This is a genomic window from Streptomyces sp. NPDC102258, assembly GCF_055584685.1.
Genome location: NZ_JBVJLO010000015.1, coordinates 144,218 through 168,626 on the forward strand (window position 1 = coordinate 144,218; position 24,409 = coordinate 168,626).

Consider the following 24,409-nt stretch of genomic DNA (forward strand, 5'->3'; position numbering starts at 1 on the left):
GCCATGAACGACCCGAGGCCGGCGCGCGAGAGCGCCGTCTACACGCACGGCCACCATGAATCGGTGCTGCGCTCGCACCGCTGGCGCACCGCCGCCAACTCGGCGGCCTACCTGGTCCCGGCCCTGCGGCCGGGCATGCGGCTGCTGGACGTGGGCTGCGGCCCGGGCACCATCACGGCGGACCTGGCGGAGCTGGTGGCCCCCGGCGGCCGGGTCACGGCCGTCGACGCGGCGGCGGACGTCCTGGAGCAGGCCGCGGCCCACCTCGCGGAACGCGGGGCGGCCGGGTCGGTGGACTTCGCGGTGGCGGACGTCCACGCGCTGGACTTCCCCGACGACTCCTTCGACGTGGTCCACGCCCACCAGGTGCTCCAGCACGTCGGCGATCCGGTACGGGCGCTGCGCGAGATGCGCCGGGTGTGCCGGCCGGGCGGGATCGTGGCGGTACGGGACGCCGACTACGCGGCGATGACCTGGTACCCGGCCGCGCCGGCACTGGACGAGTGGCAGGCCCTGTACCGGAAGGTCGCCCGGGCCAACGGCGGCGAACCGGACGCCGGACGGCGGCTGCGCGCCTGGGCGCGGGAGGCCGGCTTCACGGACGTCACCTGCACGGCGACCGCCTGGTGCTACGCCGCCCCCGAGGAGACCGCCTGGTGGTCGGCGCTGTGGGCGGAGCGGACGACGGCCTCCGCCTACGCGGACATCGCCGTCCGCGGCGGCCACGCGACGGCCGACGGCCTGACCGCCATCGCCGACGCCTGGCACACCTGGGGCGCCCACCCCGACGCCTGGTTCTCGGTCCTGAACGGCGAACTGCTCTGCCGCGCCTGACGGCGGACACGGCCGGGGCGGTGGCGAGCGGAAACCCGGACCCGCCGGGGCCGGGGCCTGGGAGACGGAACCACCGCTGTGGCCGCTGGGCGGCCGGATCCGCTGGTCCGGGCCGCGCGCCGGGCCGCCGGAACCGGAGCCGCCGGGCCACCGCCCGCTCCGGCGAAACCCGTTGATCGTCCGCCCTCCGGCGTGCGAGGGTGCCCCGCATGACCCCGGACCCCGTCGACCAGGCTCGACGTCTCACCCGCGACCGCTTCCCCGATGCGCTGGCCGTCGTACTCGCCGGTTCCACGGTCGCCGGCCGGGCCACCGCGACCAGCGACCTCGACATCGCCGTGCTGGTCGGTGACGACGGCGAGACCTGCCGCGAGACGGTCCGGTTCGAGGGCCGGGTCGTGGAGTTCTTCGTCCACACCCGGGCCGGGCTCGCCGAGCTCTTCGCGGCCGACGTCGCCGGCCGGCGCGCGGTCCTGCAGCACGTGTACGCCGACGGCCTCGTACTGGCCGATCGGGACGGCGCGGGCCGCCGGGCCCGCACCCTCGCCGGGCGAGACCTGCGCGCCGGGCCGCCCCGGCTGGACGCGCGGACGGTCGAGAACCGGCGGTACGGGCTGACGGACGCCCTGGACGACCTCACCGACGCGGACGACCCCTTCGAGCGCCTCGCGGTGGCGGCCGTCGTACTCGACGCCTCGGCCGACCTGCTCTTCGACCACCACCGCGCCTGGGCCGGCAGCGGCAAGTGGCTTCCCCGGCGCCTGCTGGAGACGGACGGTCGGCTCGGTGCGGCTCTTCTCGAAGGGCATCGGCGCGTGTGCGGGTCGGGGGAGCCGGCGGGCCTGGCCGGGGCGGCCGCTCAGGTTCTCGCCCTGGTCGGCGGTCCCCTGCGCGAGGGTTACCGCCGGAGCTGGCACGGGGTCATCGAGGCGCTCGCCGCCGGCCCGGCCTGACGACCATCGCCGGGGCGCGTCAGCGCGGGGGGCGCATGCGGAAGTCGTAGGCCGCCGGGAGGGGGGCGTCCGTGAGGGCGGCCCAGGTCTCGGACAGGGTTTCCTCGCCCTCGCGCAGGTCGGGGAGTTCGAAGCCGTCCTCGAAGAGCCGGCGGGCCGCGCCCACGTGCCCCTCCGCCGCCAGCAGCCGGGCGGCGAGCAGCCGGAAGCGGCCCTGCTCGCGCAGCACGGGCCGGAGCCGTTCCCAGACCGCGCGGGCCGCCGCCAGGCGTCCGGCGGCGAGCAGCGCGGTCATCGCCTCCCGCCCGAGCGCGGACTCGGCCGCCGCCCAGCGCTCGCCGCCCCGGCTCTCCTGCGCGAGGTCGTCGAAGGCCTCCGCGTAGCGGTCGGCGGCCCGTTCGCGGTACCCGGCCAGTTCGTCGGCCACCGCCAGGGCCCGCAGCAGCGGCCATCGCGAGGGCGCCAGCGACAGCCCGCGCTCCCAGCTGCGTACGGCCTGGGCCCGGTCGCCCGCGTGCCACTGGGCCACGCCCAGGTGGTACTCGGTCAGCGGGTCGGCCGGAGCGGTCTCCAGCATGTCCCGCCAGTGCGGGGCGACCAGCGCCTCCCCGGGCGGCACCACCTTGCGCGGGGTGGGGAACACCCCGGTGCGCCACAGGTGCGCCCACGGCTGCTGGGCCTCCCCGAGGGTGGACTCCGGGAAGGGGGTACCGGGCAGCTCGAAGCCCCCGCACAGCACTTCGAGCGCGCCCCAGCCCGAGCCCGCGGCCAGCCGCTCCCCCGGCTCGGTGTCGGCGTGCCCGCGCCACGCCTCGTACGCCGTCTCCAGCGCGACGGCCGGCAGTGCGGCGTCGAGGGCCGCCCCGGCCGCCCCCCGAGCCGCCGTCCAGTCCTCGCCGTGCACCGCCGAGGGGTCCGCGGAGAGCGGCCCGTAGGCCTCCAGCCAGCTGAACTCCGCCCCGGCCTCCAGGCGTACGTGTTCCAGCTGGGTGCGGGCCAGCCCGGCCTGGATCTCGGCGTAGCCGCCCGTGCCCGGCGCGGTGAGCCACTCCTGCCAGCGGCGGCCGCCCGCGCCCGCGCCCCACACGAACAGCTTGCGGCCGCGCAGCAGGCGGGTGGAGGCCTGCACCAGGCCGTGCCCGTCGGCGTCGAGCGCGGCGATCCAGGGCCGGTCCTCGTCCTGGACCTCGTAGAAGAAGTCGGCGGGATGGGCGCTGCCCAGCGGATACGTGCGGTCGGCGTCCTCCCAGCGGGGCACCGGGACGCGGCGCAGGGCGCGCTCGTACCCGAAGTGCCAGGCCTCCTCGGCGGGGGCGAGGACGCGGGTGCCCGGGTCCTCGGGGACGGCGGTGTTGGACCACCAGTAGACGGGCGCGGGCCGCTCGTGCGGATTGCGGATCCGGACGCCGACGTACAGGAAGTCGGAGTCGGCGGGCAGCCACAGGTCCACCTGGAAGGGCAGGTCGCGCAGCCGCTCCCACTCCCACAGCCGCACCATGGAACCGCCGTCGGGGGCGGGCACGAGGGCGGCGTGCAGCGGGGCACAGGAGAGGGTGGTGTGTCCGGTGGCGCCGATGTTCCATTCGATGCCACCGGAGAACCAGGCGCCGTTGAGGGCGAAGTTGGCGGGCTGGAACACCGGGTTGCGGTAGAGGAGTTCGCGTCCGCTCGCGAGGTGGACGAGGGAGTGGATCCGGCCGCCGAGCTCCGGCAGCACCGTGACGCGCAGCCGGCCGTTGTCCAGGACGACCGCCTCGAACTCCCGCTCCGCGCGCTCGCGTCCGTACCCGTCACGCAGGCGGACGGGCAGCAGCGAGCGCAGCGGCTCGTGCCCGACCTGCCGGGCCATGTCGCGCGGCAGCCCGTGGCGGGAACGCTCGTCGAGCTCGTGCACCCCGTCGGGTGCGCGCAGGGCGGGGAGGGGGTTGTCGGGACCCAACGGGGCGGCCGGGAGGGTCAGTAGGGCACGTCGGACGGTGGTGGCCATGAGGGAAATGGAACACTCCGCCCCGGCCCGTGCACAGGGGTTCCGCGCATCACCACCGGTCAGGATTACGCAAAGGCCCCCGGGGCGGGGCCGGCCGGTCGGTCGTCCGTACGCATGTCCGCCGTCACGGCCCAGCGTTCGTGGTCCCGCCAGGCCCCGTTCACGTGGAGGAAGTCGGGGGACAGCCCCTCCAGCCGGAAGCCGCGGCCCCGGACGAGCCGGAGGGAGGCGGTGTTGCCGGGCTGGATGTTCGCCTCCAGCCGGTGCAGCCCGAGGCCGCCGCGCTCGCGCGGGGTGAAGGCGTGGGTGAGGACCAGGTCGAGTGCCTCGCCGAGGAGGCCGCGCCCGGCGGCGTGCGCGAAGGCCCCGTAGCCGAGCGCTCCGCACTGGAAGGCGCCGTGGACGATGTTGTTGACGTTGACGAATCCGGCGAGGCCGCCGCCGTCGAGCTCGCGCACGAGGAACCCGGCGCGTCCGCCGCCTTCCGCGAACCGGGCGGCGTAGGGCCCGTACGCGTCGAGGGTGGTGGGCGGGGACAGCCAGGGGTGGTGCAGGGCGCGGCTCTCGCGGGCGCGGGCGGTGAACTCCGGCCCGTCGGCGGAGCGGTAGGGGGACAGGCCGACCCGACGGCCCGTGACGAGGTACCCGGAATATTCCATCGCCCCAGGCTAGGCGGTGTGGCAGCATCCCCGCCTGTGATCATGATCCCGGACCTGCTCCGCGCCGCCGCGCGCAACAACGCCGAGTGGTGCGACGCCGTCTGCCGCGGCGGCGCGTTCTCCGACACCGTCTGGAGCAGCGCGCGGCGCACCCCGCCGCTCTACCCCGACGCGGTGTCCCTCACCCCGCACGCCTCGGCCGCCGAGGTGCTGGCCGGGATCGACACCGTCTCCCCCGGCTGCTCGGTGAAGGACAGCTTCGCCTCGCTCGACCTGGCTCCGGCGGGCTTCGAGGTGCTGTTCGAGGCGGAGTGGATCCACCGCCCGGCGGGACCGGCCGGCCGGCCGGCGGCCACGGGCCCGGAGTGGTCGGCGGTCCGGACGCCCGATGAGCTGGCGGCCTGGCGCACGGCCTGGAGCGGCGAGGCCGGCGCGGGCGCCCAGGCCGACGCGAACGGCACGGACGCCGACGGCCCGTTCCGGCCGGACCTCCTGGCCCGCGATCTCGTCTTCCTGGCGGGCCGCAGCGGGGGCGGCGTCGTCGCGGGCGCCGTCGCGAGCGCCGCGGCCGGGGTCGTCGGCGTGTCCAACCTGTTCGCCCCGGACGGCCCCGGGACGGACGCGGCCGACGCGGCCTGGGCGGCCGTCCTGGACGCGGTCGCGGCCCGCTGGCCCGGCCTGCCGGTGGTCGGCTACGAGCACGGCGAGGACCTGGCGGCGGCCCTGCGCGCCGGCTTCGTCCCGCTGGGCCCCCTCCGCGTCTGGCTGCACACCGCCTGACCCGTCAGCCGCGCAGCTCCAGGCGCGGGACGTCGTCCCGGGTGAAGCCGAACACCTGCGCGTACAGGGAGAGTTCCGCCTCCAGGGCGCGCGCCATCGTCTCCGCGCGCCGGAAGCCGTGGCCCTCGCCCTCGAAGGCGAGGTACGCGTGCGGGATCCCCCGGCCGCGCAGGGCGGCCAGGAACCGTTCGGCCTGGGCGGGCGGGCAGACCGGGTCCTCCAGGCCCTGGAGCAGGACGAAGGGGGCGGTGATCCGGTCGGCCCGGGACACCGGGGAGCGTTCGCGGGAGCGCACGGCCAGGGCCGGCGGGGGTCCGGCCAGGGCGTCCAGGTAATGCGATTCGAGGTCGTGGGTCTCGGCGGCGAAGCCCAGCAGGTCGAGGACCGGGTAGATGATGGCCGCGCAGGCGTACACGTCGGTGGCGGCCAGGGAGGCGGCGGCCGTCCAGCCGCCCGCGCTGCCGCCCCGGATGGCGAGGCGGGCCGGGTCGGCGGTGCCCTCGGCGGCCAGCGTGCGGGCGACGGCGGCGCAGTCCTCGACGTCGACCACGCCCCACTGTTCGCGCAGCCGCTCGCGGTAGGCGCGCCCGTAGCCGCTGGACCCGCCGTAGTTGACCTCCACGACGCCGATGCCGCGCGAGGTGAAGTAGGCGATGTGCAGGTCGAGTACGGGGGGCACGTGGTCGGTGGGCCCGCCGTGCGCCCACACCACGTACGGGGGCAGCTCGTCGGCGGGCGCCCGCCGGGCGGGGTGGTGCGGCGGGTAGACGTGGGCGTACACCTCCCGGCCGCCGGCGCCGGGGAAGGTCCGGGTCTGCGGTTCGGGGTAGTGGGCGGGGTCGACGGGATCGGTGGCGCGGGCGCCCACGATGCGGGTGTGGCCGGTGACGGTGTCCAGCTCGACGACCTCGTAGGCGCTGCGGGGGCTGGCGGCGACGCCGTAGACGCGGGTGCCGCTGACGGCCAGCGCGGGCTGCCAGGCCGTCCAGGGCCCGGCGGCGTCGACGAGGTCCCCGCTGTCCGGGTCGAGGACGCCGAGGACGCTCGCGCCCTGGCCGTGCAGGACGGCGAGCAGCCGGTCGGGCAGCGGGGCGAGCCAGCTCAGCCCCGGTTTCCACAGCGGGCCGCCGAACTCCTCTTCGCGGGGGCACAGGTTGACGGCCCCGCCGCCGTCCGGGTCGACCCGGTACGGGTTCCACCAGCCGCTGCGGTCGCTGACCGCGAGCAGGCTCCCGTCGGCCGCCCACACCACCTGGGCGACGGCTTCCTCGGGGCCGCCGAGCACCGTGCGGGGGGTGCCGAGGGTCCCGTCGGGGGCGATGTCGGCGAGTTGCAGCTCGGTGCCGTCCCAGGGCATCCGGGGGTGGTCCCACACCAGCCAGGCGGCGCGCCGCCCGTCCGGGGAGGGCTTGGGGCCGGTCCGGAAGCGGTGGCGGTCGTCGGTGAGCTCCCGGACGGCGGAGCGGTCCGCGGCGGCCGACCCGTCGAGGGGGACGGCGGCGGCGACGCGGCGCACGTCGGCGGGGGCGGGGCCGGTGAACTCCTCCAGGACGCACCAGACCTCGCCGCCGCGCAGCACCGGATCGGCCCAGCGCAGGCCGCCGCCGACCGCGGAGAGCGGGGTGAGGGGGCGCGGTCCGGGGTTGCCGGGGGCGTCGGGTTCGTAGGCGTACAGCCGCTGGTCGGCGTGGTGGACGAACACCACGAGCGGTCCCCCGGAGGGGCGTTCGGCGCCCGCCCAGGGCAGGCCTCCGTACTCGGTGAGGCGGCTGCGGACGTTCCACGGCGCGGGCAGCACCGAGCGGGCGGCCCGGCCGTCGGCGGGGCGGCGTACGAGGGTGCGGCGGCCGCCCTCGCGGGGGCGCGGCTCCGTCCACCAGACCTCGGCGCCGACGGTGCCCACGTACTCGGGGCGCCCGTCGTGGGCGGCGGCGAGCGCGGCGTCGATCGGTGAAGGCCAGCTGCCGTAGGGGCCGTCCAGGCCGGAGGGAGTGGTCAACGCGGGGCCTTCACAGGGTGCGCAGCGCGCGGTCGAGGACGCGGACGCCGAAGTGCAGGGCGTCGACGGGGACCCGCTCGTCGACGCCGTGGAAGAGGGCCCAGTAGTCGAAGCCGGGCGGCAGCTTGAGCGGGGAGTAACCGTAGCCGGTGATGCCGAGCCGGGAGAACTGCTTGGCGTCGGTGCCGCCGGCCATGCAGAAGGGGACCACGTGCCCGTCGGGGTCGAAGTGCTCGACGGCCTCGCGCAGGACCGCGTACGTCCGTCCGTCCACGGGGGCCTCCAGGGCCACTTCACGGTGGTGGAACTCCCACTCGACGTCGGGGCCGGTGAGTTCGTCGAGGGTGGCGGCGAACTCGGCCTCGCCGCCGGGCAGGGTGCGCCCGTCGACGTACGCGGTGGCGTGGCCGGGGATGACGTTCAGCTTGTAACCGGCTTCCAGCATGGTCGGGTTGGCGCTGTTGCGGACGGTCGCCTCGACCAGGGCGGCGGCGGGTCCGAGCGCGCCGAGGACCTCGTCGAGGTCGAAGCCGGGTGCCTCCGGGTCGGCCGTCAGGCCTTGGAGGGCGGCGAGTTCGGCGATGCAGGCGGTGGTGGTGGCGGTGAGCCGGACCGGCCACGCGTGGTCGCCGATCCGGGCGACGGCGGCGGCGAGCCGGCTGACGGCGTTGGCCCGGTTGGGTTTGGAGCCGTGTCCGGTGGTGCCGCGCGCGGTCAGCTTCAGCCAGGCGGTGCCGCGTTCGCCGGCGGCGACCGGGTAGAGGGCCCGTCCGGGTCCGGTGTGCACGGTGAAGGCGCCGGATTCGCCGAGGCCCTCCGTACAGCCCTCGAAGAGGTGGGGATGGTGGTCGGCGAGGAAGCCGGAGCCGTCGACGGCGCTGTCCTCCTCGTCGGCGGTGTAGGCGATGACGATGTCCCGGCGCGGCCGTACGCCGTGGCGCGCCCAGGCCCGTACGACGGCCAGCACCATCGCGTCCATGTTCTTCATGTCGACCGCGCCGCGGCCCCAGACCACCCCGTCGCGGACCTCGCCGGAGAAGGGGTGCACGCTCCAGTCGGCGGCCTCGGCGGGGACCACGTCGAGGTGGCCGTGGACGAGCAGGGCGGGGGCGGTGGGGTCGGTGCCCTCGACGCGGGCCACCACGTTGGTGCGGCCCGGGGTGCGCTCCAGCAGGACCGGCTCCAGCCCGGCGCCGGCGAGGCGCTCGGCCACGTACTCGGCGGCGGGCCGTTCCCGGCAGTCGCCGCCGCCCCGGTTGCTGGTGTCGATCCGGATCAGGTCGGAGGTGAAGGCGACGACCTCCTCGAAGGCGGCCGCGTCGAGGGACCCGCCGGGCGCCCCGGCCACAGCCACGCCCGCTGGATGCGCGCCCGCCGCGGCCAGGCCCCCGGGGGCCGCGCCCGCGCCGCCGTGGCCTTCGCCCTCACCCTCGCCGTCCATCCATCGCATGTCAGCCATACTGCTCCTCCACGGCCGCCGAGACGACCGTCGTGACGGCTTTGAAGGTCCGGATCCCCTCGTACATGGTCCCACTGGTGTACGCGATCCGGCGCTCGGCGCAGCGTTCGACTCCGGGGACCACGGTGGCGGCCATGGAGAGGTGTTCGGCGTCGAACTCCACCTCCACCGCGAACGGTCCGCCCCGCACCGGCTCGTGCCGGACGGCGAGCTTGACCGCCTCGGTGGCGGCGGCGCGGATGTCGGCGGCGGTACGGGCGGGGGTGCGGCACACGGCGGCGTAGCGCGAGACGTGGTCCTTGACGGCGACGGTGCGCGCGTCGGGGGCGTAGGCGAGGGCGTCGGCGCAGGTCAGGTCGTCCCCGGTGACGAGGATGACGGGGACCCCGTACTCGGCGACGACGTGCGCGTTGAGCAGTCCCTCGCTGGCGCGCAGGCCGTTGAGCCAGACCCCGGTGATGGAGTTGGCGAGGTAGGTGTGGGCGAGGACGCCCTCGGCCCCGGCGCCGGTGTGGTAGCCGACGAAGGCGATCCCGTCGACGTCGCCGTGCTGTACGCCCTCGACCATGGAGAGGGACTTGTGGCGGCCGGTGAGCATCTCGGCGCGGGCGTCGAGCCGCTCCAGCAGCAGGTTGCGCATGGTCCAGTGCGCCTCGTTGACGAGGACCTGGTCGGCGCCGCCGTCGTAGAGGCCGAGGACGGCGGCGTTCACGTCGGAGGTGAACATGGCCCGGCAGCGTTCCCATTGCGCGGTCCCCGGCAGCACGTCGGCGGGCCAGGTGACGCCGGTGGCGCCTTCCATGTCGGCGGAGATGAGGATCTTCATCGGGCCCCCCGGTGCGTCGGGTCGCGGAGCCCCACCCTAACCGCCCGGCTCCCTCCCGGCCCGGGGCCACGCCCGGGTGCGCGGGCGGTCCGCCAGACCTCCGGCGGGGCGGCTCACCGGGGCCGGTGAATCCACCCGATCCGGTGAGCCGCCCCGCGCGGGGCCGGGGCAACGGCGTTGCTCAGGCCTCGACTTCCCGCGCGAGGTTCGCGAGGACGGTGTCGTAGATGCGGCCGAGGCCCTTGGGGGCGAAGGTGCGCTCGAAGAACCCGCCGACGCCGCCGGCGCCGTTCCAGACGGTGCTGACCACGACCTTGGACTTGCCCTCGCCCGCCGGGGTCACGGTCCAGGTGGTGACCATGGAGGAGTTGCGGTCCTTCTCCACCAGCTGGCCGTCGGTGGGCTCGGTGACCTCCAGCAGGCAGTCCCGGACGCGCTTGCTGGTGGCCTGGAGCTTCCAGTGGACGAGGGTGCCCTCGCCGTCTCCGCCCTCGCGCACCTCGTACTCGCTGAAGTGCTCGGGGAGCAGCTTGGGCCGGGCTCCGTTGTAGTCGGCGAGCGTGTCGAACACGGTCTCCGCGTCGGCCCCGATGATGCGCTCCGTGGTGGCCTCGACCTGCGCCATACCTGTTCCTCCAGCAGTCGTTCTCGCTCGTCGGCGGCAAGCCAACCACCTCCGGGACGGGCGCCCAAATCCGGGGTCGCGGAAACGGCTCCGCACGATCATGGGAACGTTTGTTCTATTCTCGGTCGGAGGGCGAGCGAAAGGCGGCGTCATGCGCTGGAACCATCTGACCGAGGACCCGAAGGCGGCCGGCGAGGGGCGGCCCGGCGGGCCGCCCGCGCTCTTCGGCGCGGAATCCGTCGTCACCCGCACCTTCGACACCCCCGAGTTCCGGGGGATCACCTTCCACGAGGTCCGCGCGCGGTCGATCGTCAACCGGGTCCCCGGTGCCTCGCGGATGCCGTTCGAATGGACCGTCAACCCCTACCGGGGGTGCAGCCACGCCTGTGTCTACTGTTTCGCCCGCAACACGCACGCCTACCTCGACCTCGACACCGGGATCGGTTTCGACTCCCAGATCGTGGTCAAGGTCAACGCGCCGGAGCTGCTGCGCCGGGAGCTGGGCGCGGCCCGCTGGGGCGGCGCCCACATCGCGATGGGCACGAACGTCGACTGCTACCAGCGCGCCGAGGGCCGCTACCGGCTGATGCCGGGGATCATCGAGGCGCTGACCGAGCGCGCCAACCCGTTCTCGATCCTCACCAAGGGCACGCTGATCCTGCGCGACCTGCCCCTGCTGCGGCGGGCCGCCGCCGCCACCGACGTCGGGATCTCCGTGTCGGCCGGGTTCACCGACACCGCCCTGTGGCGCACGGTGGAGCCCGGCACCCCCTCCCCCGCCGCCCGGCTGGCCGCCGTACGGACCCTCACCGACGCGGGCATCGAGTGCGGGGTGCTGATGGCCCCGGTGATCCCCTTCCTCGGCGACAGCCCGGAGCAGCTGCGCGACACCGTCCGCGCTGTCGCCGCCTCGGGGGCCACCTCCGTGACACCCCTGGTACTCCATCTGCGGCCCGGGGCGCGGGAGTGGTTCACCGCCTGGCTGGAGCGGCATCACCCCGACCTGGTCGAACGGTACGCACGCCTGTACGCGGACGGCTCGTACGCGCCGACCTGGTACCAGCGCCGGATCACCCGCCAAGTCCACGAACTCGCCGCCGAATTCGGCATCGGTCCGGCGGGGCGCGGGGCGGCGCGCGCGGTCGTCCTGCCGGAGCGTCCGGCGGATCCGGCGCCCGCCGGGCCGACGCAGCTCACCCTGCTGTGATCACCCCGTCGGCCGGACCCGCCGCCCGAGGGGTCATCACATCGGGCCAATAGGCCGCCCAATGCCGTCTTCCCGCCACGGTTTCCGGGACGATTCCGCCCAGAACCCTCGGCTGGGAGGCCCCATGCTGCACCCCGTTCCGCACCCCCTGAAGAAGCGCGCCGCCGTCCTGCTGTCGCTGTCCACCGTCGCCGCCGCGCTCGCGAGCCCCGTCACCGCGGCCCCGGTGCCCGCCCCGGCCGCCGCCCGCGCCGCCGCGCCCCTGGCCTGGACCCGCTGCGCGACCCCCCGCTTCCCGACGCTGCAGTGCGCCTCCCTCAAGGTCCCGCTCGACCACGACCGGCCGGCCGGGCGGCAGATCTCGCTGGCCCTGACCCGGGTCCCGCACACCTCCGCCACCTTCCAGGGCCCGCTGCTCGTCAACCCGGGCGGGCCGGGCGGCAGCGGGCGCACCCTGGCCGGGTTCGTCGCCTCCGCCCTGCCCAAGGACGTGGCCGGCCAGTACGACGTGATCGGCTTCGACCCGCGCGGGGTGGGCAAGAGCGAACCCGCGCTGGACTGCGGGGCCGGCCACTTCGCTCCGGTGCGACCCGACTCGGTGCCTCGGGACGCGGCGACCGAGCGGGCCAACCTGGACCGGGTGCGGGCCTTCGCCGAGTCCTGCCAGAGCCGGCACGCCGACGTGCTCCCGTACGTGGGGACCGTCTCCGCCGCCCGCGACCTGGAGGTGCTGCGCACCGCCGTGGGCGCCGAGCGCCTCAGCTACTTCGGCTACTCCTACGGGACCTACCTGGGCGCGGTGTACGCCCGGCTGTACCCGCGGCGGGTGCACCGCCTGGTGCTGGACTCCGTGGTCGACCCGGGCGGGGTCTGGTACGAGGACAACCTCGCCCAGGACCAGGCCTTCGACGCCCGCCACAAGGCGTTCCTGGCCTGGGTGGCCCAGTACGACTCCACCTACCACCTGGGCACCGACCCGGCCCGCGTCGAGGAGCGCTGGTACGCGGTGCGCGAGGCGCTGCGGTCGGCTCCGGCGGGCGGGAAGGTCGGTCCGGCCGAGCTGGAGGACACCTACATGCCGGGCGGCTACTACGACGGCTACTGGCCGGCCCTCGCCGAGGCCTTCTCGGCGTACGCGGTGCGCGGGGAGGCCAAGCCGCTGGTGGCGGCGTACGAGCGGTTCGGGGCGGTGGAGCCCTCGGCGGGCAACAGCTACAGCGTGTACACGGCAGTGCAGTGCCGGGACTCGGCGTGGCCCCGGAACTGGAACCTGTGGCGGGCCGACATGTGGCGCACGCACGCCAAGGCGCCCTTCATGACCTGGAACAACGCCTGGTACAACGCACCGTGCGCGTTCTGGAAGACCGAGCCGCTCAAGGCGCCGGACGTGACGAACACCGAGCTGCCCCCGGCGCTGCTGTTCCAGGCGACCGAGGACGCGGCCACCCCGTACGAGGGCGCGGTGGGCATGCAGCGCCGGCTGGCGGGCTCGGCGCTGGTGCGCGAGGAGGGCGGCGGCAACCACGGCGTCGTCCTGAGCGGCAACAAGTGCCTGGACGAAAAGCTCGCCGCGTACCTGCTGACGGGCCGGGCGGCGGACGCCTCCTGCCCCGCCCAGCCCGCCCCGAAGCCGACCACCGCGACCCGCGCGGTGCCGCCTTCGGCCGGCGGGGCCGCCCTGCACGGCCTGCTGGGGTTCCGCGGCTGACCGCCGCCCCGGCAGGAACGCGCACATGACCTGACCTCGTCCGTTCCGGCCCGAACTGCTGCTGGAGGTCGAGGCGTTCGCGGTCCTCCCGGTCGCCGCGGAGTGAGCACGGGCGGCCGGGCCGGTCCCGCGTCCCCCGGCTACGCGTCCGGGTGGCCCGCCAGCAGGCGGCCGAGGGCTTCGGTGGCCGCCACCGCCAGCCGGGGGTGCGACCGGGCGCGGACCAGGACGTCGCGGGCGCTCGGGTCGGCCAGCGCGCCGAGCCCCTCGACGCAGGCCAGGGCCACCCGCCAGTACGGGTCGTGCGGCGCGAGCAGCCGTGCCAGGGTGGCGATCAGCGCGGGCGCCGACTCGGGGGCCCGCAGCGCGGCCAGCAGCCGGACCGGGTGCAGGGCGTAGGCGGTGCGCAGGGCGTTCGTCGCCAGGGCCGCCGCCGCGCGGGCGGTACGGGGGTCCCCGAGGACGGCGAGGGCCTGCGCGGCGGCCTCGCAGCGGGCCGGGTCGCGGTGGTTGAGCAGCAGCACCAGCGGCTCGAAGGCGCGCCGGTCCCCCGCCATCCCGAGCCGGTACGCGGCCAGTTCGCGGGCCCACAGCGGCCGGCCGGCCGAGGTCAGCGACGCGGCCAGCGCGTCGGGGCCCGCCACCAGGAGCTCCGCGTACAGATCCGCGTCCCGCGGCGATCCGGCAGCCTCGGCCCGCAGGCGCTCCAGCACGTCGTTCACGGGCCCACCCTAGGCGGTACGCGTGACGGGCGGGCGGTGTACGTCACATCTCCCCGGCTCTGGCCAAGCGGTTACCGACGGGTTACGCTCGCTTCATCACGTACGGGACCGGCCTGGTGACGCAGCCGCCCCGTGCCGTCGGTCCGGTACCCAGGTACCGCGGCAGCTCGCGCTGCCCTTTCGTACGGCGTGGCCCCGGGACAGGGTCCGCCGCTCTCCGCGCCTCTTCGGGCATGCCATGCGTTTCCTCTCCGCATGCCGCTTCCGGCCGCGCCCCGTGCACCGCGCGCCGCGCCCTCAGCCGTCACCCTCTTCCACTGGAGTCCCGCGATGGACCTTCCGTCCACGTCCGGTCAGTCCGGTCAGCCCGCCCCGTCCAGCAGTCCCCGCACCATCGCCGTCGTCGGCCTCGGCACGATGGGCTCCGGCATCGCCGAGGTCCTCGCCCGGGGCGGCCGCGAGGTCATCGGCATCGACGTCAGCGAGGCCGCCGCCCGCCGGGCGACCGCCTCCCTCGCCGCGGCCACCGCCCGCTCCGTCGCCCGGGGCCGGCTCACCGAGCAGGAGCGCGGGGCGGTGCTGGCGCGCCTGCGCACCTTCACCGAACTCGGCGCCGCCGCCGACGCGGACCTCGTCATCGAGGTGGTCCCGGAGGACTACGACCTCAAGCACCGCCTCTTCGACGAGCTCGACGCGATCGTCCGCCCCGACACCATCCTCGCCACCGGCACCAACGCCCTGTCGGTGACCCGGCTCGCCGCCGAGTCGCTGCGCCCCGAGCGGGTGCTGGGCCTGCACTTCTTCAACCCGGCGCCGGCGATGAAGCTCGTCGAGATCGTCTCCTGCGTGCTGACCGCCCCGCCGGCCGTCGAGGCCGTCACCGAACTGGCCCGCGAGCTGGGCAAGCAGCCCGTCGCGGTGGGCGACCGGCCCGGTTTCGTCGCGGACGGCCTGCTCTTCGGCTACCTCAACCAGGCCGCCGCGATGTACGAGGCCAAGTACGCCTCCCGCGAGGACATCGACGCGGCGATGCGGCTGGGCTGCGGCCTGCCGATGGGCCCGCTCGCGCTGCTCGACCTGATCGGCGTGGACACCGCGCGCACCGTGCTGGAGGCCATGTACGCCGCCTCCGGCGACCGGCTGCACGCCCCGGCGCCGATCCTCGGCCACCTCGCGGAGGCCGGGCTGACCGGGCAGAAGTCGGGCCGCGGCTTCTACACGTACGAGGCCCCGGGCAGCTCCGTGGTCGTCCGTGACCTGCAGACCCCCCTCGACGGTTCGCTGCTGGGCTCCGGCCGCCCGGTCGCCTCCGTCGGCGTGGCCGGCTCGGGGACGATGGCGAGCGGTATCGCCCAGGTCTTCGCGCAGGCCGGCTACGACGTGGTGCTGGCCGCGCGCAGCCTGGAGAAGGCCGGGGCCGCGAAGGCCGCGATCGGGAAGTCCCTGGGCCGTGCGGTGTCCAAGGGCCGCCTGACCGAGGAGGCCGCCGCGCTGACCCTGGGCCGGATCACCCCGGCCGGTTCGCTGGAGGCCTTCGCCGAGGTGGACCTGGCCGTGGAGGCCGTCGCCGAGGACCTGGCCGTCAAGCAGGAGCTGTTCGCGGGGCTGGACAAGGTGTGCAAGCCGGGCGCGGTGCTGGCCACCACCACCTCCTCGCTGCCGGTGATCGCCGTCGCCCGGGCCACGGCCCGGCCGCAGGACGTGATCGGCATGCACTTCTTCAACCCGGCGCCGGCGATGAAGCTGGTCGAGGTGGTCCGGACGGTCCTGACGGCCGACGACGTGCACGCCACGGTCCGGGAGGTCTGCGTCAAGGTCCGCAAGCACCCCGTGGACTGCGGGGACCGGGCGGGCTTCATCGTGAACGCGCTGCTGTTCCCGTACTTGAACAACGCCATCAAGATGGTCGAGCAGCACTACGCGACCCTCGACGACATCGACGCCGCGATGAAGCTGGGCGGCGGGTACCCGATGGGGCCCTTCGAGCTCCTCGACGTCGTCGGCCTGGACGTGTCCCTGGCCATCGAGAAGGTCCTCCACCAGGAGTTCCGCGATCCGGGTCTGGCCCCGTCCCCGCTGCTGGAGCACCTGGTGGCGGCGGGCTGCCTGGGCCGGAAGACCGGCCGCGGTTTCCGTGAGTACGCCCGCCGGTAAGGGGACTCCCCCCGATCCCGCGGTCCCCGAGCAGGATGCGTGGGGAGGGCTGCTCGGGTCCGCCGGACCCTCACGGCGGACACACCCTCCCGGGCCCAGTGCGGGCCCTCCCCCGCATCCGACCCCCTGCGACCCCCCACAGGCGCGCTCCCCCGCGCGAATGAAGTACTTTCGCTCTATGTCCCAGCCCGCCAAGACCTCGCCCCGCGCCGCCACGGCGTCCGATGCCCCGGAGAGCGCGGTCGGCACCAAGGCGGCCGCTCAGCGGCTCAAGATGCGCCGCGAGCTGGCGGCTGCCGCCATGGAGCTGTTCGCGACGAAGGGGTACGAGGCCACGACGGTCGACGAGATCGCCGCGACCGCCGGGGTGGCCCGCCGGACTTTCTTCCGGCATTTCCGGTCCAAGGAAGAGGCGATCTTCCCGGACCACGACGACACCCTGACCCGCGCCGAGGCGGTCCTGGACGTGGCCCCGGCGCACGAGCACCCGCTCGACACGGTGTGCCGGGGGATCAAGGAAGTCATGAAGATGTACGCCGCCTCGCCGGCGGTGTCGGTGGAGCGTTACCGGCTGACCCGCGAGGTACCGGCGCTGCGGGAGCGGGAGATCGCCTCGGTGGCCCGCTACGAGCGGCTGTTCACCCGCTACCTGCTGGCCCACTTCGACGAGCAGGACCACCACGACGGCAATGACGACCCGCTGCTGGCCGAGGTGGCCGCCTCGGCGGTGGTGACCGCCCACAACCACGTGCTGCGGCGCTGGCTGCGGGCGGGCGGCCAGGGGGACGTGGAGGCGCAGCTGGACCACGCCTTCTCGATCGTCCGCAAGACCTTCGGCTCCGGGATCGGCGCGGGCCGTACGCTCGGCGCCGGTGCGGGCGCCGCCGCCGTCGCGCCGGCGGCTCCGGCGGCCGTGCGGACCGAGGGCGAGGTGCTGGTCGCGGTGGCGCGGACCGACGCCCCGCTGGAGGAGGTCATGCGCACCATCGAAGAGGCGCTCAGGAACAACCGCGAAGCGCAGCAGTAGGAAGAAGGCACCGCGGTAACCGCACTCGAAGTCGCGCACGTCACAGCGGCCGCTCCCGTCCCGGGAGCGGCCGTTTCGTTTGTCCGGGTTGCCCCTACTCGCCGGTAACTCTGATCGATCATCGCTCATCTGCGCAGGTCAATAGCCAAATGAGAGAAAGTTTTGGCACGCGGTGCCTTGTCGAGTGACACGGGGTGCCATACGTTGAATCTCGTCCGGATGTCCCCGCGGCCCACGCCCACACGGCACGGAACGCGCCCCGGATGCCTGCGTCACCAGGCACCACGCACCTCACCACGGGTGCGCCCCGCACCACCGCTCCCGCCGGACCGACGGCACCCGCACCACCCCACACCCGCTCCCACGCACGCAACGCGTATCCCTCAGCGCACCCTCATCAGCGCTCAGCCGGAGGCAATACCGTGAAGGACATCCTGGACGCGATCCAGTCGCAGGCAGCCACCGCCGACGACTTCGCGGCCCTGCCGCTCCCCGACTCGTACCGCGCGATCACCGTGCACAAGGACGAGACGGAGATGTTCGCCGGGCTCACCACCCGCGAGAAGGACCCGCGCAAGTCCCTGCACCTCGACCAGGTCCCGGTCCCCGAACTCGGTCCGGGCGAGGCCCTGGTGGCCGTCATGGCCTCCTCGGTCAACTACAACTCCGTGTGGACGTCGATCTTCGAGCCCGTGTCGACCTTCAGCTTCCTGGAGCGCTACGGCAAGCTCAGCGACCTCACCCGGCGCCACGACCTGCCGTACCACGTCATCGGCTCCGACCTCGCGGGCGTCGTGCTGCGCACCGGTCCCGGCGTGAACGCCTGGAAGCCCGGCGACGAGGTCGTCGCGCACTGCCTCTCGGTGGAACTGGAGTCCTCCGACGGCCACAACGACACGATGCTCGACCCGGAGCAGCGCATCTGGGGCTTCGAGACCAACTTCGGCGGACTCGCCGAGATCGCCCTGGTCAAGTCCAACCAGCTGATGCCGAAGCCGGACCACCTGAGCTGGGAGGAGGCCGCCTCCCCCGGCCTCGTCAACTCCACCGCCTACCGCCAGCTGGTCTCCCGCAACGGCGCCGGCATGAAGCAGGGCGACAACGTCCTGATCTGGGGCGCCAGCGGCGGACTCGGCTCCTACGCCACCCAGTTCGCGCTGGCCGGCGGCGCCAACCCCATCTGCGTGGTCTCCAGCGCGCAGAAGGCCGACATCTGCCGGGCGATGGGCGCGACCGCGATCATCGACCGCAGCGCCGAGGGCTACAAGTTCTGGAAGGACGAGCACACCCAGGACCCGAAGGAGTGGAAGCGCTTCGGCAAGCGCATCCGCGAGCTGACCGGCGGCGAGGACGTGGACATCGTCTTCGAGCACCCCGGCCGCGAGACCTTCGGCGCCTCCGTGTACGTCACCCGCAAGGGCGGCACCATCGTCACCTGCGCCTCCACCTCCGGCTACAACCACGAGTACGACAACCGCTACCTGTGGATGTCGCTCAAGCGGATCGTCGGCTCGCACTTCGCCAACTACCGCGAGGCGTGGGAGGCCAACCGCCTGATCGCCAAGGGGAAGATCCACCCCACCCTCTCGAAGGTCTACTCCCTGGAGGAGACCGGTCAGGCCGCCTACGACGTCCACCGCAACCTCCACCAGGGCAAGGTCGGCGTCCTCGCGCTCGCCCCCGAGGAGGGCCTGGGCGTCCGCGACCACGAGATGCGCGCGACGCACCTCGACGCCATCAACCGCTTCCGCAACGTCTGACAGCCGACACGTCCGATCGTTCAAGGGCCAAAGGGACAGCCTGAGATGACAGAGCGCCAGAAGGACCGACCGTGGCTCATGCGGACGTACGCCGGCCACTCCACGGCCGAGGCGTCCAACGAGCTGTACCGCCGCAACCTCGCCAAGGGCCAGACCGGCCTGTCCGTCGCCTTCGACCTGCCGACGCAGACGGGCTACGACCCCGACCACATCCTCGCCCGCGGCGAGGTCGGCCGGGTCGGCGTGCCGGTCTCCCACCTGGGTGACATGCGCCGGCTGTTCCAGGACATCCCCCTGGAACAGATGAACACCTCGATGACGATCAACGCCACCGCCATGTGGCTGCTGGCGCTCTACCAGGTGGCCGCCGAGGAGCAGGGGGCGGACGTCTCCCTGCTCCAGGGCACCACCCAGAACGACATCGTCAAGGAGTACCTCTCGCGCGGGACGCACGTCTTCCCGCCCGGGCCCTCGCTCCGCCTGACGACGGACATGATCGCGTACACGGTCAGCCACATCCCCAAGTGGAACCCGATCAACATCTGCTCGTACCACCTCCAGGAGGCCGGGGCCACCCCGGTCCAGGAGATCTCGTACGCGATGTCCACCGCCATCGCCGTCCTGGACTCGGTGCGCGACTCCGGCCAGGTGCCCGAGGAGCGCTTCGGCGAGGTCGTCGCCCGTATCTCCTTCTTCGTGAACGCGGGCGTCCGCTTCATCGAGGAGATGTGCAAGATGCGCGCCTTCGGCCGCATCTGGGACCAGGTCACCCGTGAGCGCTACGGCATCGAGAACGCCAAGCAGCGCCGCTTCCGCTACGGCGTCCAGGTCAACTCCCTCGGCCTGACCGAGGCGCAGCCGGAGAACAACGTCCAGCGCATCGTGCTGGAGATGCTGGCGGTCACCCTCTCCAAGGACGCCCGCGCCCGCGCGGTGCAGCTGCCCGCCTGGAACGAGGCCCTGGGCCTGCCCCGGCCGTGGGACCAGCAGTGGTCGCTGCGCATCCAGCAGGTCCTGGCGCACGAGAGCGACCTGCTGGAGTACGAGGACATCTTCGCGGGCTCGCACGTCATCGAGACCAAGGTCGACTCCCTGGTCCGGGAGTGCCTGGCCGAGATCGACCGGATCCAGGAGATGGGCGGCGCGATGGCCGCCGTCGAGTCCGGGTACCTCAAGGGCGAGCTGGTCTCCTCGCACGCCGAGCGGCGCGCCCGGATCGAGGCCGGCGAGGACAAGATCGTCGGGGTCAACTGCTTCCAGCAGACCGAGGAGAACCCGCTCACCGCCGACCTCGACGGCGCCATCATGACGGTCGACCCGGCCACCGAGGCGCTGACCGTGGAGCGGATCCGGCGCTGGCGCGCCGAGCGGCAGGAGTCCTCGGAGCGGCAGGGCGGCGGCGACCCGTTCGTCTTCCCGACCGTCGGTCAGGCCCTGGACCGGCTGAAGGAGGCCGCCGCGGGCACCGAGAACCTGATGGAGGCCACCCTGGAGTGCGCCCGGGCCGGCGTCACCACCGGCGAGTGGGCGGACGCGCTGCGCGAGGTGTTCGGCGAGTTCCGGGCCCCGACCGGCGTCTCCTCCGCCCCCGTCGCGGTCACCGCCGAGGAGGGCACCCCCATGGCCCTCGTCCGCGCCAAGGTCTCCCGTACGGCCGACGAGCTGGGCGCGGGCCGGCTGCGCCTGCTGGTCGGCAAGCCCGGCCTGGACGGGCACTCCAACGGCGCCGAGCAGATAGCCGTGCGGGCCCGCGACGCCGGCTTCGAGGTGGTCTACCAGGGCATCCGGCTGACGCCCGAGGAGATCTCCTCGGCCGCGCTGGCCGAGGACGTGCACTGCGTGGGACTGTCCATCCTGTCCGGTTCGCACAGCGCGCTCGTCCCGGACGTGCTGGAACGCCTGCGCACGGCGGGGGCGGGTGACATCCCCGTCATCGTCGGGGGCATCATTCCGAACGCCGACGCCGTGACGCTGAAGGCGGCCGGCGTGGCCGCCGTCTTCACCCCCAAGGACTTCGGCATCACGGAGATCATCGGACGTATCGTCGACGAGATCCGCAAGGCCAACAAGCTCGAACCACTCGACATCTCGGAAAGCACGGAGGTCCCCGCATGACCACGCCCTCTTCCCCGGTCAACCGGCTGCGCCCGCGCCGCTCCTGCCTCGCGGTCCCGGGTTCCAACCCCCGGTTCCTGGAGAAGGCCCAGGGCCTGCCGGCCGACCAGGTCTTCCTGGACCTGGAGGACGCCTGCGCCCCGCTCGCCAAGGAAGGCGCCCGCCACACGATCGTGGACGCGCTGAACCAGGGCGACTGGACCGGCAAGACCCGGGTGGTGCGCGTCAACGACTGGACGACCCACTGGACCTACCGGGACGTCATCACGGTCGTCGAGGGCGCCGGCCAGAACCTCGACTGCATCATGCTGCCGAAGGTCCAGGACGCCCAGCAGATCGTGGCCCTGGACCTGCTGCTGACCCAGATCGAGAAGACCATGGGCTTCGAGGTCGGCAAGATCGGCATCGAGGCGCAGATCGAGAACGCCAAGGGCCTGGTGAACGTCGACGCGATCGCCGGCGCCTCGCCGCGGCTGGAGACCATCATCTTCGGCCCGGCCGACTTCATGGCCTCCATCAACATGAAGTCCCTGGTCGTGGGCATGCAGCCGCCCGGCTACGGCGCGGACGCCTACCACTACATCCTGATGCGCATCCTGATGGCCGCGCGCACCCACGACCTCCAGGCGATCGACGGCCCCTTCCTCCAGATCAAGAACGTCGACGGCTACCGCGAGGTGGCCGGCCGCGCCGCCGCCCTCGGCTTCGACGGCAAGTGGGTCCTGCACCCCGGCCAGGTCGACGCGGCGAACGAGGTCTTCTCCCCTTCGCAGGAGGACTACGACCACGCCGAGCTGATCCTCGACGCGTACGACTGGTGCACCTCGGAGGCGGGCGGCAAGAAGGGCTCGGCGATGCTCGGCGACGAGATGATCGACGAGGCCAGCCGCAAGATGGCCCTGGTCATCGCGGGCAAGGGCCGGGCCGCCGGCATGCAGCGCACCAGCAAGTTCGAGACCCCGGAGGCCTGATCCCGATGCAGTTCGGACGTACGTACGAGGAGTTCGAGGTCGGGGCGGTCTACAAGCACTGGCCCGGGAAGACGGTCACGGAGTACGACGACCACCTCTTCTGTCTGCTGACCATGAACCACCACCCGCTCCACATGGACAGCAACTACGCCGAGAACACCACCGACTTCGGCAAGAACGTGGTGGTCGGCAACTACATCTACTCGCTGCTGCTCGGCATGTCGGTCCCCGACGTCTCGGGGAAGGCCATCGCCAACCTGGAGATCGAGTCGCTGCGGCACGTGGCGCCGACCTTCCACGGCGACACGCTCTACGGCGAGACCACGGTCCTCGACAAGACCCCCTCGAAGTCGAAGAACGACCGCGGGATCGTCTACGTGGAGACCAAGGGCTACAAGCAGGACGGCACCCTCGTCTGCGTCTTCCGGCGCAAGGTGATGGTCCCGACCGAGACGTACATCAAGGAGCGCGGCGGCGAGCAGCCCGGCCGCCCGCAGCTGAAGGAACAGGGGAAGTAGCCATGGCCCGACTCGCCCAGACCGCCGGGCTCACGGACGTCCAGCGGGAGATCCTGAAGACCGTCCGGGAGTTCGTCGACAAGGAGATCATCCCGGTCGCGACCGAGCTGGAGCACCGCGACGAGTACCCCCAGCAGATCGTCGACGGTCTGAAGGAACTCGGCCTGTTCGGCCTGATGATCCCCGAGGAGTACGGCGGTCTGGGTGAGTCGCTGCTCACCTACGCGCTGTGCGTCGAGGAGATAGCGCGGGGCTGGATGTCCGTCTCGGGCATCATCAACACCCACTTCATCGTGGCGTACATGCTCAAGCAGCACGGCACGCAGGAGCAGAAGGACCACTTCCTGCCGCGGATGGCGCTGGGCGAGGTCCGGGGCGCGTTCTCGATGTCGGAGCCGGCTCTGGGCTCCGACGTGTCGGCCATCACGTCCAAGGCGGTGCGGGACGGCGACGAGTACGTCCTGAACGGCCAGAAGATGTGGCTCACGAACGGCGGCACGTCCACGCTGGTGGCCGTGCTGGTCCGGAGTGACGAAGGACACCCCGAGGGCACGGCGCCCCACAAGTCGATGACGACCTTCCTGGTGGAGAAGGAGCCGGGCTTCGGCGAGGTCCGGCCGGGCCTGACGATCCCGGGCAAGATCGACAAGATGGGCTACAAGGGCGTCGACACGACCGAGCTGATCATGGACGGACTGCGCATTCCGGCCAATCGCGTGCTCGGCGGCCAGACCGGCCGAGGGTTTTACCAAATGATGGACGGGGTCGAGGTCGGCCGTGTGAACGTGGCGGCGCGTGGCTGCGGTGTCGCACAGCGTGCGTTCGAACTGGGTGTCTCGTATGCCCAGCAACGTCACACTTTCGGCAAGGCGATCGCCGAACACCAGGCCATCCAGTTCAAGCTGGCCGAGATGGCTACCAAGGTCGAAGCCGCCCATGCGATGATGGTGAACGCGGCACGCAAAAAGGACTCCGGGGAACGAAACGACCTCGAAGCGGGGATGGCGAAGTACCTCGCGTCCGAATACTGCAAGGAGGTCGTCGAGGACGCGTTCCGCATCCACGGCGGCTACGGCTTCTCGAAGGAGTACGAGATCGAGCGGCTCTACCGCGAAGCGCCGATGCTGCTGATCGGTGAAGGTACCGCCGAGATCCAGAAAATGATCATCGGGCGACGCCTGCTGGAGGAGTACCGGATCCAGGGCTGAATGTCCCTTTTGTGGCGAATTTACCGATGATTCTCCGCCGAAGAGTCACTAGCAGTCACGGGTTACGGGCCATCGACTCGGCTTCTGGCTTGCCCAGTTGTTGCGCGCAACCGATAGCATTCCAGTAAAGCCGCCGTCCCGTCCCCCCGTTTACGGCGCGGCAATCACCCGCTACGAAGGTCATCCATGCCCCACAGCCAAACCTCTGCACCTCGCGTCGGCATCCTCGGTGGACGTCTCGCACGCGGAGCATCGCCGTGGCTCCTGCCGACCGTCGCCACCGCGGCGCTCAGCCTCACCCGGGCCCGCAAGTCCGGACGCTGGGCCGCGGCGGCCGTGCCCGCCACCGCGCTCGCGGCGGGCATGCTGTGGTTCTTCCGCGACCCCGAGCGTGAGATCACCCAGGGCCGCGTCATCTCTCCCGCCGACGGCGTGGTGCAGAGCATCATGCCGTGGAAGGACGGGCGCACCCGCGTCGCGATCTTCATGAGCCCGCTGAACGTCCACGTCAACCGCGCGCCCCTGGCGGGCACGGTGACGTCCGTGGAGCACATCCCCGGCGGGTTCGTCCCGGCGTTCAACAAGGAGAGCGAGAACAACGAGCGCGTCGTCTGGCACTTCGACACCGAGCTCGGCGACATCGAGATGGTGCAGATCGCCGGCGCCGTCGCCCGTCGTATCGTCCCGTACCTGCCGGCCGGCACCAAGGTGGAGCAGGGCGAACGCATCGGTCTGATCCGCTTCGGCTCGCGCGTCGACATCTACCTCCCCGAGGGCGTCGAGGTCGCGGTCGAGGTCGGTCAGGCCACCACCGCGGGGGTGACCCGAATTGACCGTGACTGACCCTGAGAGCCCTGCCACCGGCTGGGTGCCCGAATCCGCCGAGGCGGAGTCCGC

At 73.1% G+C, this 24,409-nt stretch carries 20 protein-coding genes; 13 read left to right on the plus strand and 7 right to left on the minus strand.

Annotated features, from left to right (window positions below; genetic code table 11):
• Positions 1 to 3 precede the first annotated feature (3 nt).
• The gene (locus ACZ6ZT_RS24260; RefSeq protein ID WP_469721968.1) at positions 4 to 834 is read left to right on the plus strand and encodes a methyltransferase domain-containing protein; all 831 of its coding nucleotides are present in this window, start codon (positions 4 to 6) and stop codon (positions 832 to 834) included.
• Positions 835 to 1,043: 209 nt separating this feature from the next.
• Positions 1,044 to 1,787, plus strand: a complete 744-nt coding sequence (locus ACZ6ZT_RS24265; protein ID WP_469721969.1) for a nucleotidyltransferase domain-containing protein — start codon at positions 1,044 to 1,046, stop codon at positions 1,785 to 1,787.
• A 19-nt stretch (positions 1,788 to 1,806) separates the two neighbouring features.
• Here the strand turns inward: ACZ6ZT_RS24265 and ACZ6ZT_RS24270 are convergent, their stop codons facing one another.
• Positions 1,807 to 3,774 carry a DUF5107 domain-containing protein gene (locus ACZ6ZT_RS24270; RefSeq protein ID WP_469721970.1) on the minus strand — a complete coding sequence of 656 codons (1,968 nt, stop codon included), beginning with the start codon at positions 3,772 to 3,774 and terminating at the stop codon, positions 1,807 to 1,809.
• A gap of 65 nt (positions 3,775 to 3,839) precedes the next feature.
• Positions 3,840 to 4,433, minus strand: coding sequence for a GNAT family N-acetyltransferase (locus ACZ6ZT_RS24275; RefSeq protein WP_469721971.1), 594 nt, complete (start codon positions 4,431 to 4,433; stop codon positions 3,840 to 3,842).
• Between the two features lie 42 nt (positions 4,434 to 4,475).
• On the opposite strand from ACZ6ZT_RS24275, the gene ACZ6ZT_RS24280 reads away from it, so the two are divergent.
• Positions 4,476 to 5,213, plus strand: coding sequence for a hypothetical protein (locus ACZ6ZT_RS24280; protein WP_469722017.1), 738 nt, complete (start codon positions 4,476 to 4,478; stop codon positions 5,211 to 5,213).
• Between the two features lie 4 nt (positions 5,214 to 5,217).
• Here ACZ6ZT_RS24280 and ACZ6ZT_RS24285 read toward each other — a convergent pair whose 3' ends face one another.
• The 4 genes from ACZ6ZT_RS24285 to ACZ6ZT_RS24300 all read right to left on the minus strand — a co-directional run bounded on the left by ACZ6ZT_RS24285 (position 5,218) and on the right by ACZ6ZT_RS24300 (position 10,122).
• Positions 5,218 to 7,212, minus strand: a complete 1,995-nt coding sequence (locus tag ACZ6ZT_RS24285; RefSeq protein ID WP_469721972.1) for a S9 family peptidase — start codon at positions 7,210 to 7,212, stop codon at positions 5,218 to 5,220.
• Between the two features lie 10 nt (positions 7,213 to 7,222).
• Positions 7,223 to 8,560 (minus strand): M20/M25/M40 family metallo-hydrolase, encoded by a 1,338-nt coding sequence (locus tag ACZ6ZT_RS24290; RefSeq protein WP_469722018.1) that lies wholly within the window; start codon positions 8,558 to 8,560, stop codon positions 7,223 to 7,225.
• Positions 8,561 to 8,663: 103 nt separating this feature from the next.
• Positions 8,664 to 9,497 carry a M55 family metallopeptidase gene (locus tag ACZ6ZT_RS24295; protein ID WP_469721973.1) on the minus strand — a complete coding sequence of 278 codons (834 nt, stop codon included), beginning with the start codon at positions 9,495 to 9,497 and terminating at the stop codon, positions 8,664 to 8,666.
• A gap of 181 nt (positions 9,498 to 9,678) precedes the next feature.
• A complete protein-coding gene (locus tag ACZ6ZT_RS24300; protein WP_469721975.1) occupies positions 9,679 to 10,122 on the minus strand; it encodes an SRPBCC family protein in 444 nt (147 codons plus the stop codon).
• Positions 10,123 to 10,273: 151 nt separating this feature from the next.
• Between ACZ6ZT_RS24300 and ACZ6ZT_RS24305 the strand changes: the two genes are divergently transcribed.
• Positions 10,274 to 11,329, plus strand: a complete 1,056-nt coding sequence (locus ACZ6ZT_RS24305) for an Rv2578c family radical SAM protein (RefSeq protein ID WP_469721976.1) — start codon at positions 10,274 to 10,276, stop codon at positions 11,327 to 11,329.
• Between the two features lie 124 nt (positions 11,330 to 11,453).
• Entirely contained in the window at positions 11,454 to 13,037 is a 1,584-nt protein-coding gene (locus ACZ6ZT_RS24310) for an alpha/beta hydrolase (protein ID WP_469721978.1), read from the plus strand.
• Positions 13,038 to 13,177: 140 nt separating this feature from the next.
• Here ACZ6ZT_RS24310 and ACZ6ZT_RS24315 read toward each other — a convergent pair whose 3' ends face one another.
• A complete protein-coding gene (locus ACZ6ZT_RS24315; RefSeq protein WP_469721979.1) occupies positions 13,178 to 13,759 on the minus strand; it encodes a HEAT repeat domain-containing protein in 582 nt (193 codons plus the stop codon).
• Positions 13,760 to 14,089: 330 nt separating this feature from the next.
• On the opposite strand from ACZ6ZT_RS24315, the gene ACZ6ZT_RS24320 reads away from it, so the two are divergent.
• From ACZ6ZT_RS24320 to ACZ6ZT_RS24355, 8 genes are all read left to right on the plus strand, one after another.
• Positions 14,090 to 15,913, plus strand: coding sequence for a 3-hydroxyacyl-CoA dehydrogenase family protein (locus ACZ6ZT_RS24320; protein WP_469721980.1), 1,824 nt, complete (start codon positions 14,090 to 14,092; stop codon positions 15,911 to 15,913).
• 160 nt (positions 15,914 to 16,073) lie between these two features.
• Entirely contained in the window at positions 16,074 to 16,940 is an 867-nt protein-coding gene (locus ACZ6ZT_RS24325; RefSeq protein ID WP_469721981.1) for a TetR family transcriptional regulator, read from the plus strand.
• Positions 16,941 to 17,362: 422 nt separating this feature from the next.
• Positions 17,363 to 18,700: a crotonyl-CoA carboxylase/reductase gene (gene ccrA, locus ACZ6ZT_RS24330; protein ID WP_469721982.1), complete on the plus strand. Its 1,338-nt coding sequence runs from the start codon at positions 17,363 to 17,365 to the stop codon at positions 18,698 to 18,700.
• Positions 18,701 to 18,745: 45 nt separating this feature from the next.
• Positions 18,746 to 20,815, plus strand: a complete 2,070-nt coding sequence (locus tag ACZ6ZT_RS24335; protein ID WP_469721983.1) for a protein meaA — start codon at positions 18,746 to 18,748, stop codon at positions 20,813 to 20,815.
• The gene (locus ACZ6ZT_RS24340; RefSeq protein ID WP_469721984.1) at positions 20,812 to 21,786 is read left to right on the plus strand and encodes an HpcH/HpaI aldolase/citrate lyase family protein; all 975 of its coding nucleotides are present in this window, start codon (positions 20,812 to 20,814) and stop codon (positions 21,784 to 21,786) included. Before ACZ6ZT_RS24335 ends, ACZ6ZT_RS24340 begins: the two co-directional genes overlap by 4 nt.
• Positions 21,787 to 21,791: 5 nt before the next feature.
• Positions 21,792 to 22,304, plus strand: a complete 513-nt coding sequence (locus ACZ6ZT_RS24345) for a MaoC family dehydratase (protein WP_215018560.1) — start codon at positions 21,792 to 21,794, stop codon at positions 22,302 to 22,304.
• Between the two features lie 2 nt (positions 22,305 to 22,306).
• On the plus strand, positions 22,307 to 23,512 hold the full coding sequence (locus ACZ6ZT_RS24350) for an acyl-CoA dehydrogenase family protein (RefSeq protein WP_469721985.1): 1,206 nt from the start codon (positions 22,307 to 22,309) through the stop codon (positions 23,510 to 23,512).
• Positions 23,513 to 23,698: 186 nt separating this feature from the next.
• Positions 23,699 to 24,355: a phosphatidylserine decarboxylase gene (locus tag ACZ6ZT_RS24355; RefSeq protein WP_266573017.1), complete on the plus strand. Its 657-nt coding sequence runs from the start codon at positions 23,699 to 23,701 to the stop codon at positions 24,353 to 24,355.
• The last annotated feature ends 54 nt before the right edge of the window (positions 24,356 to 24,409 follow it).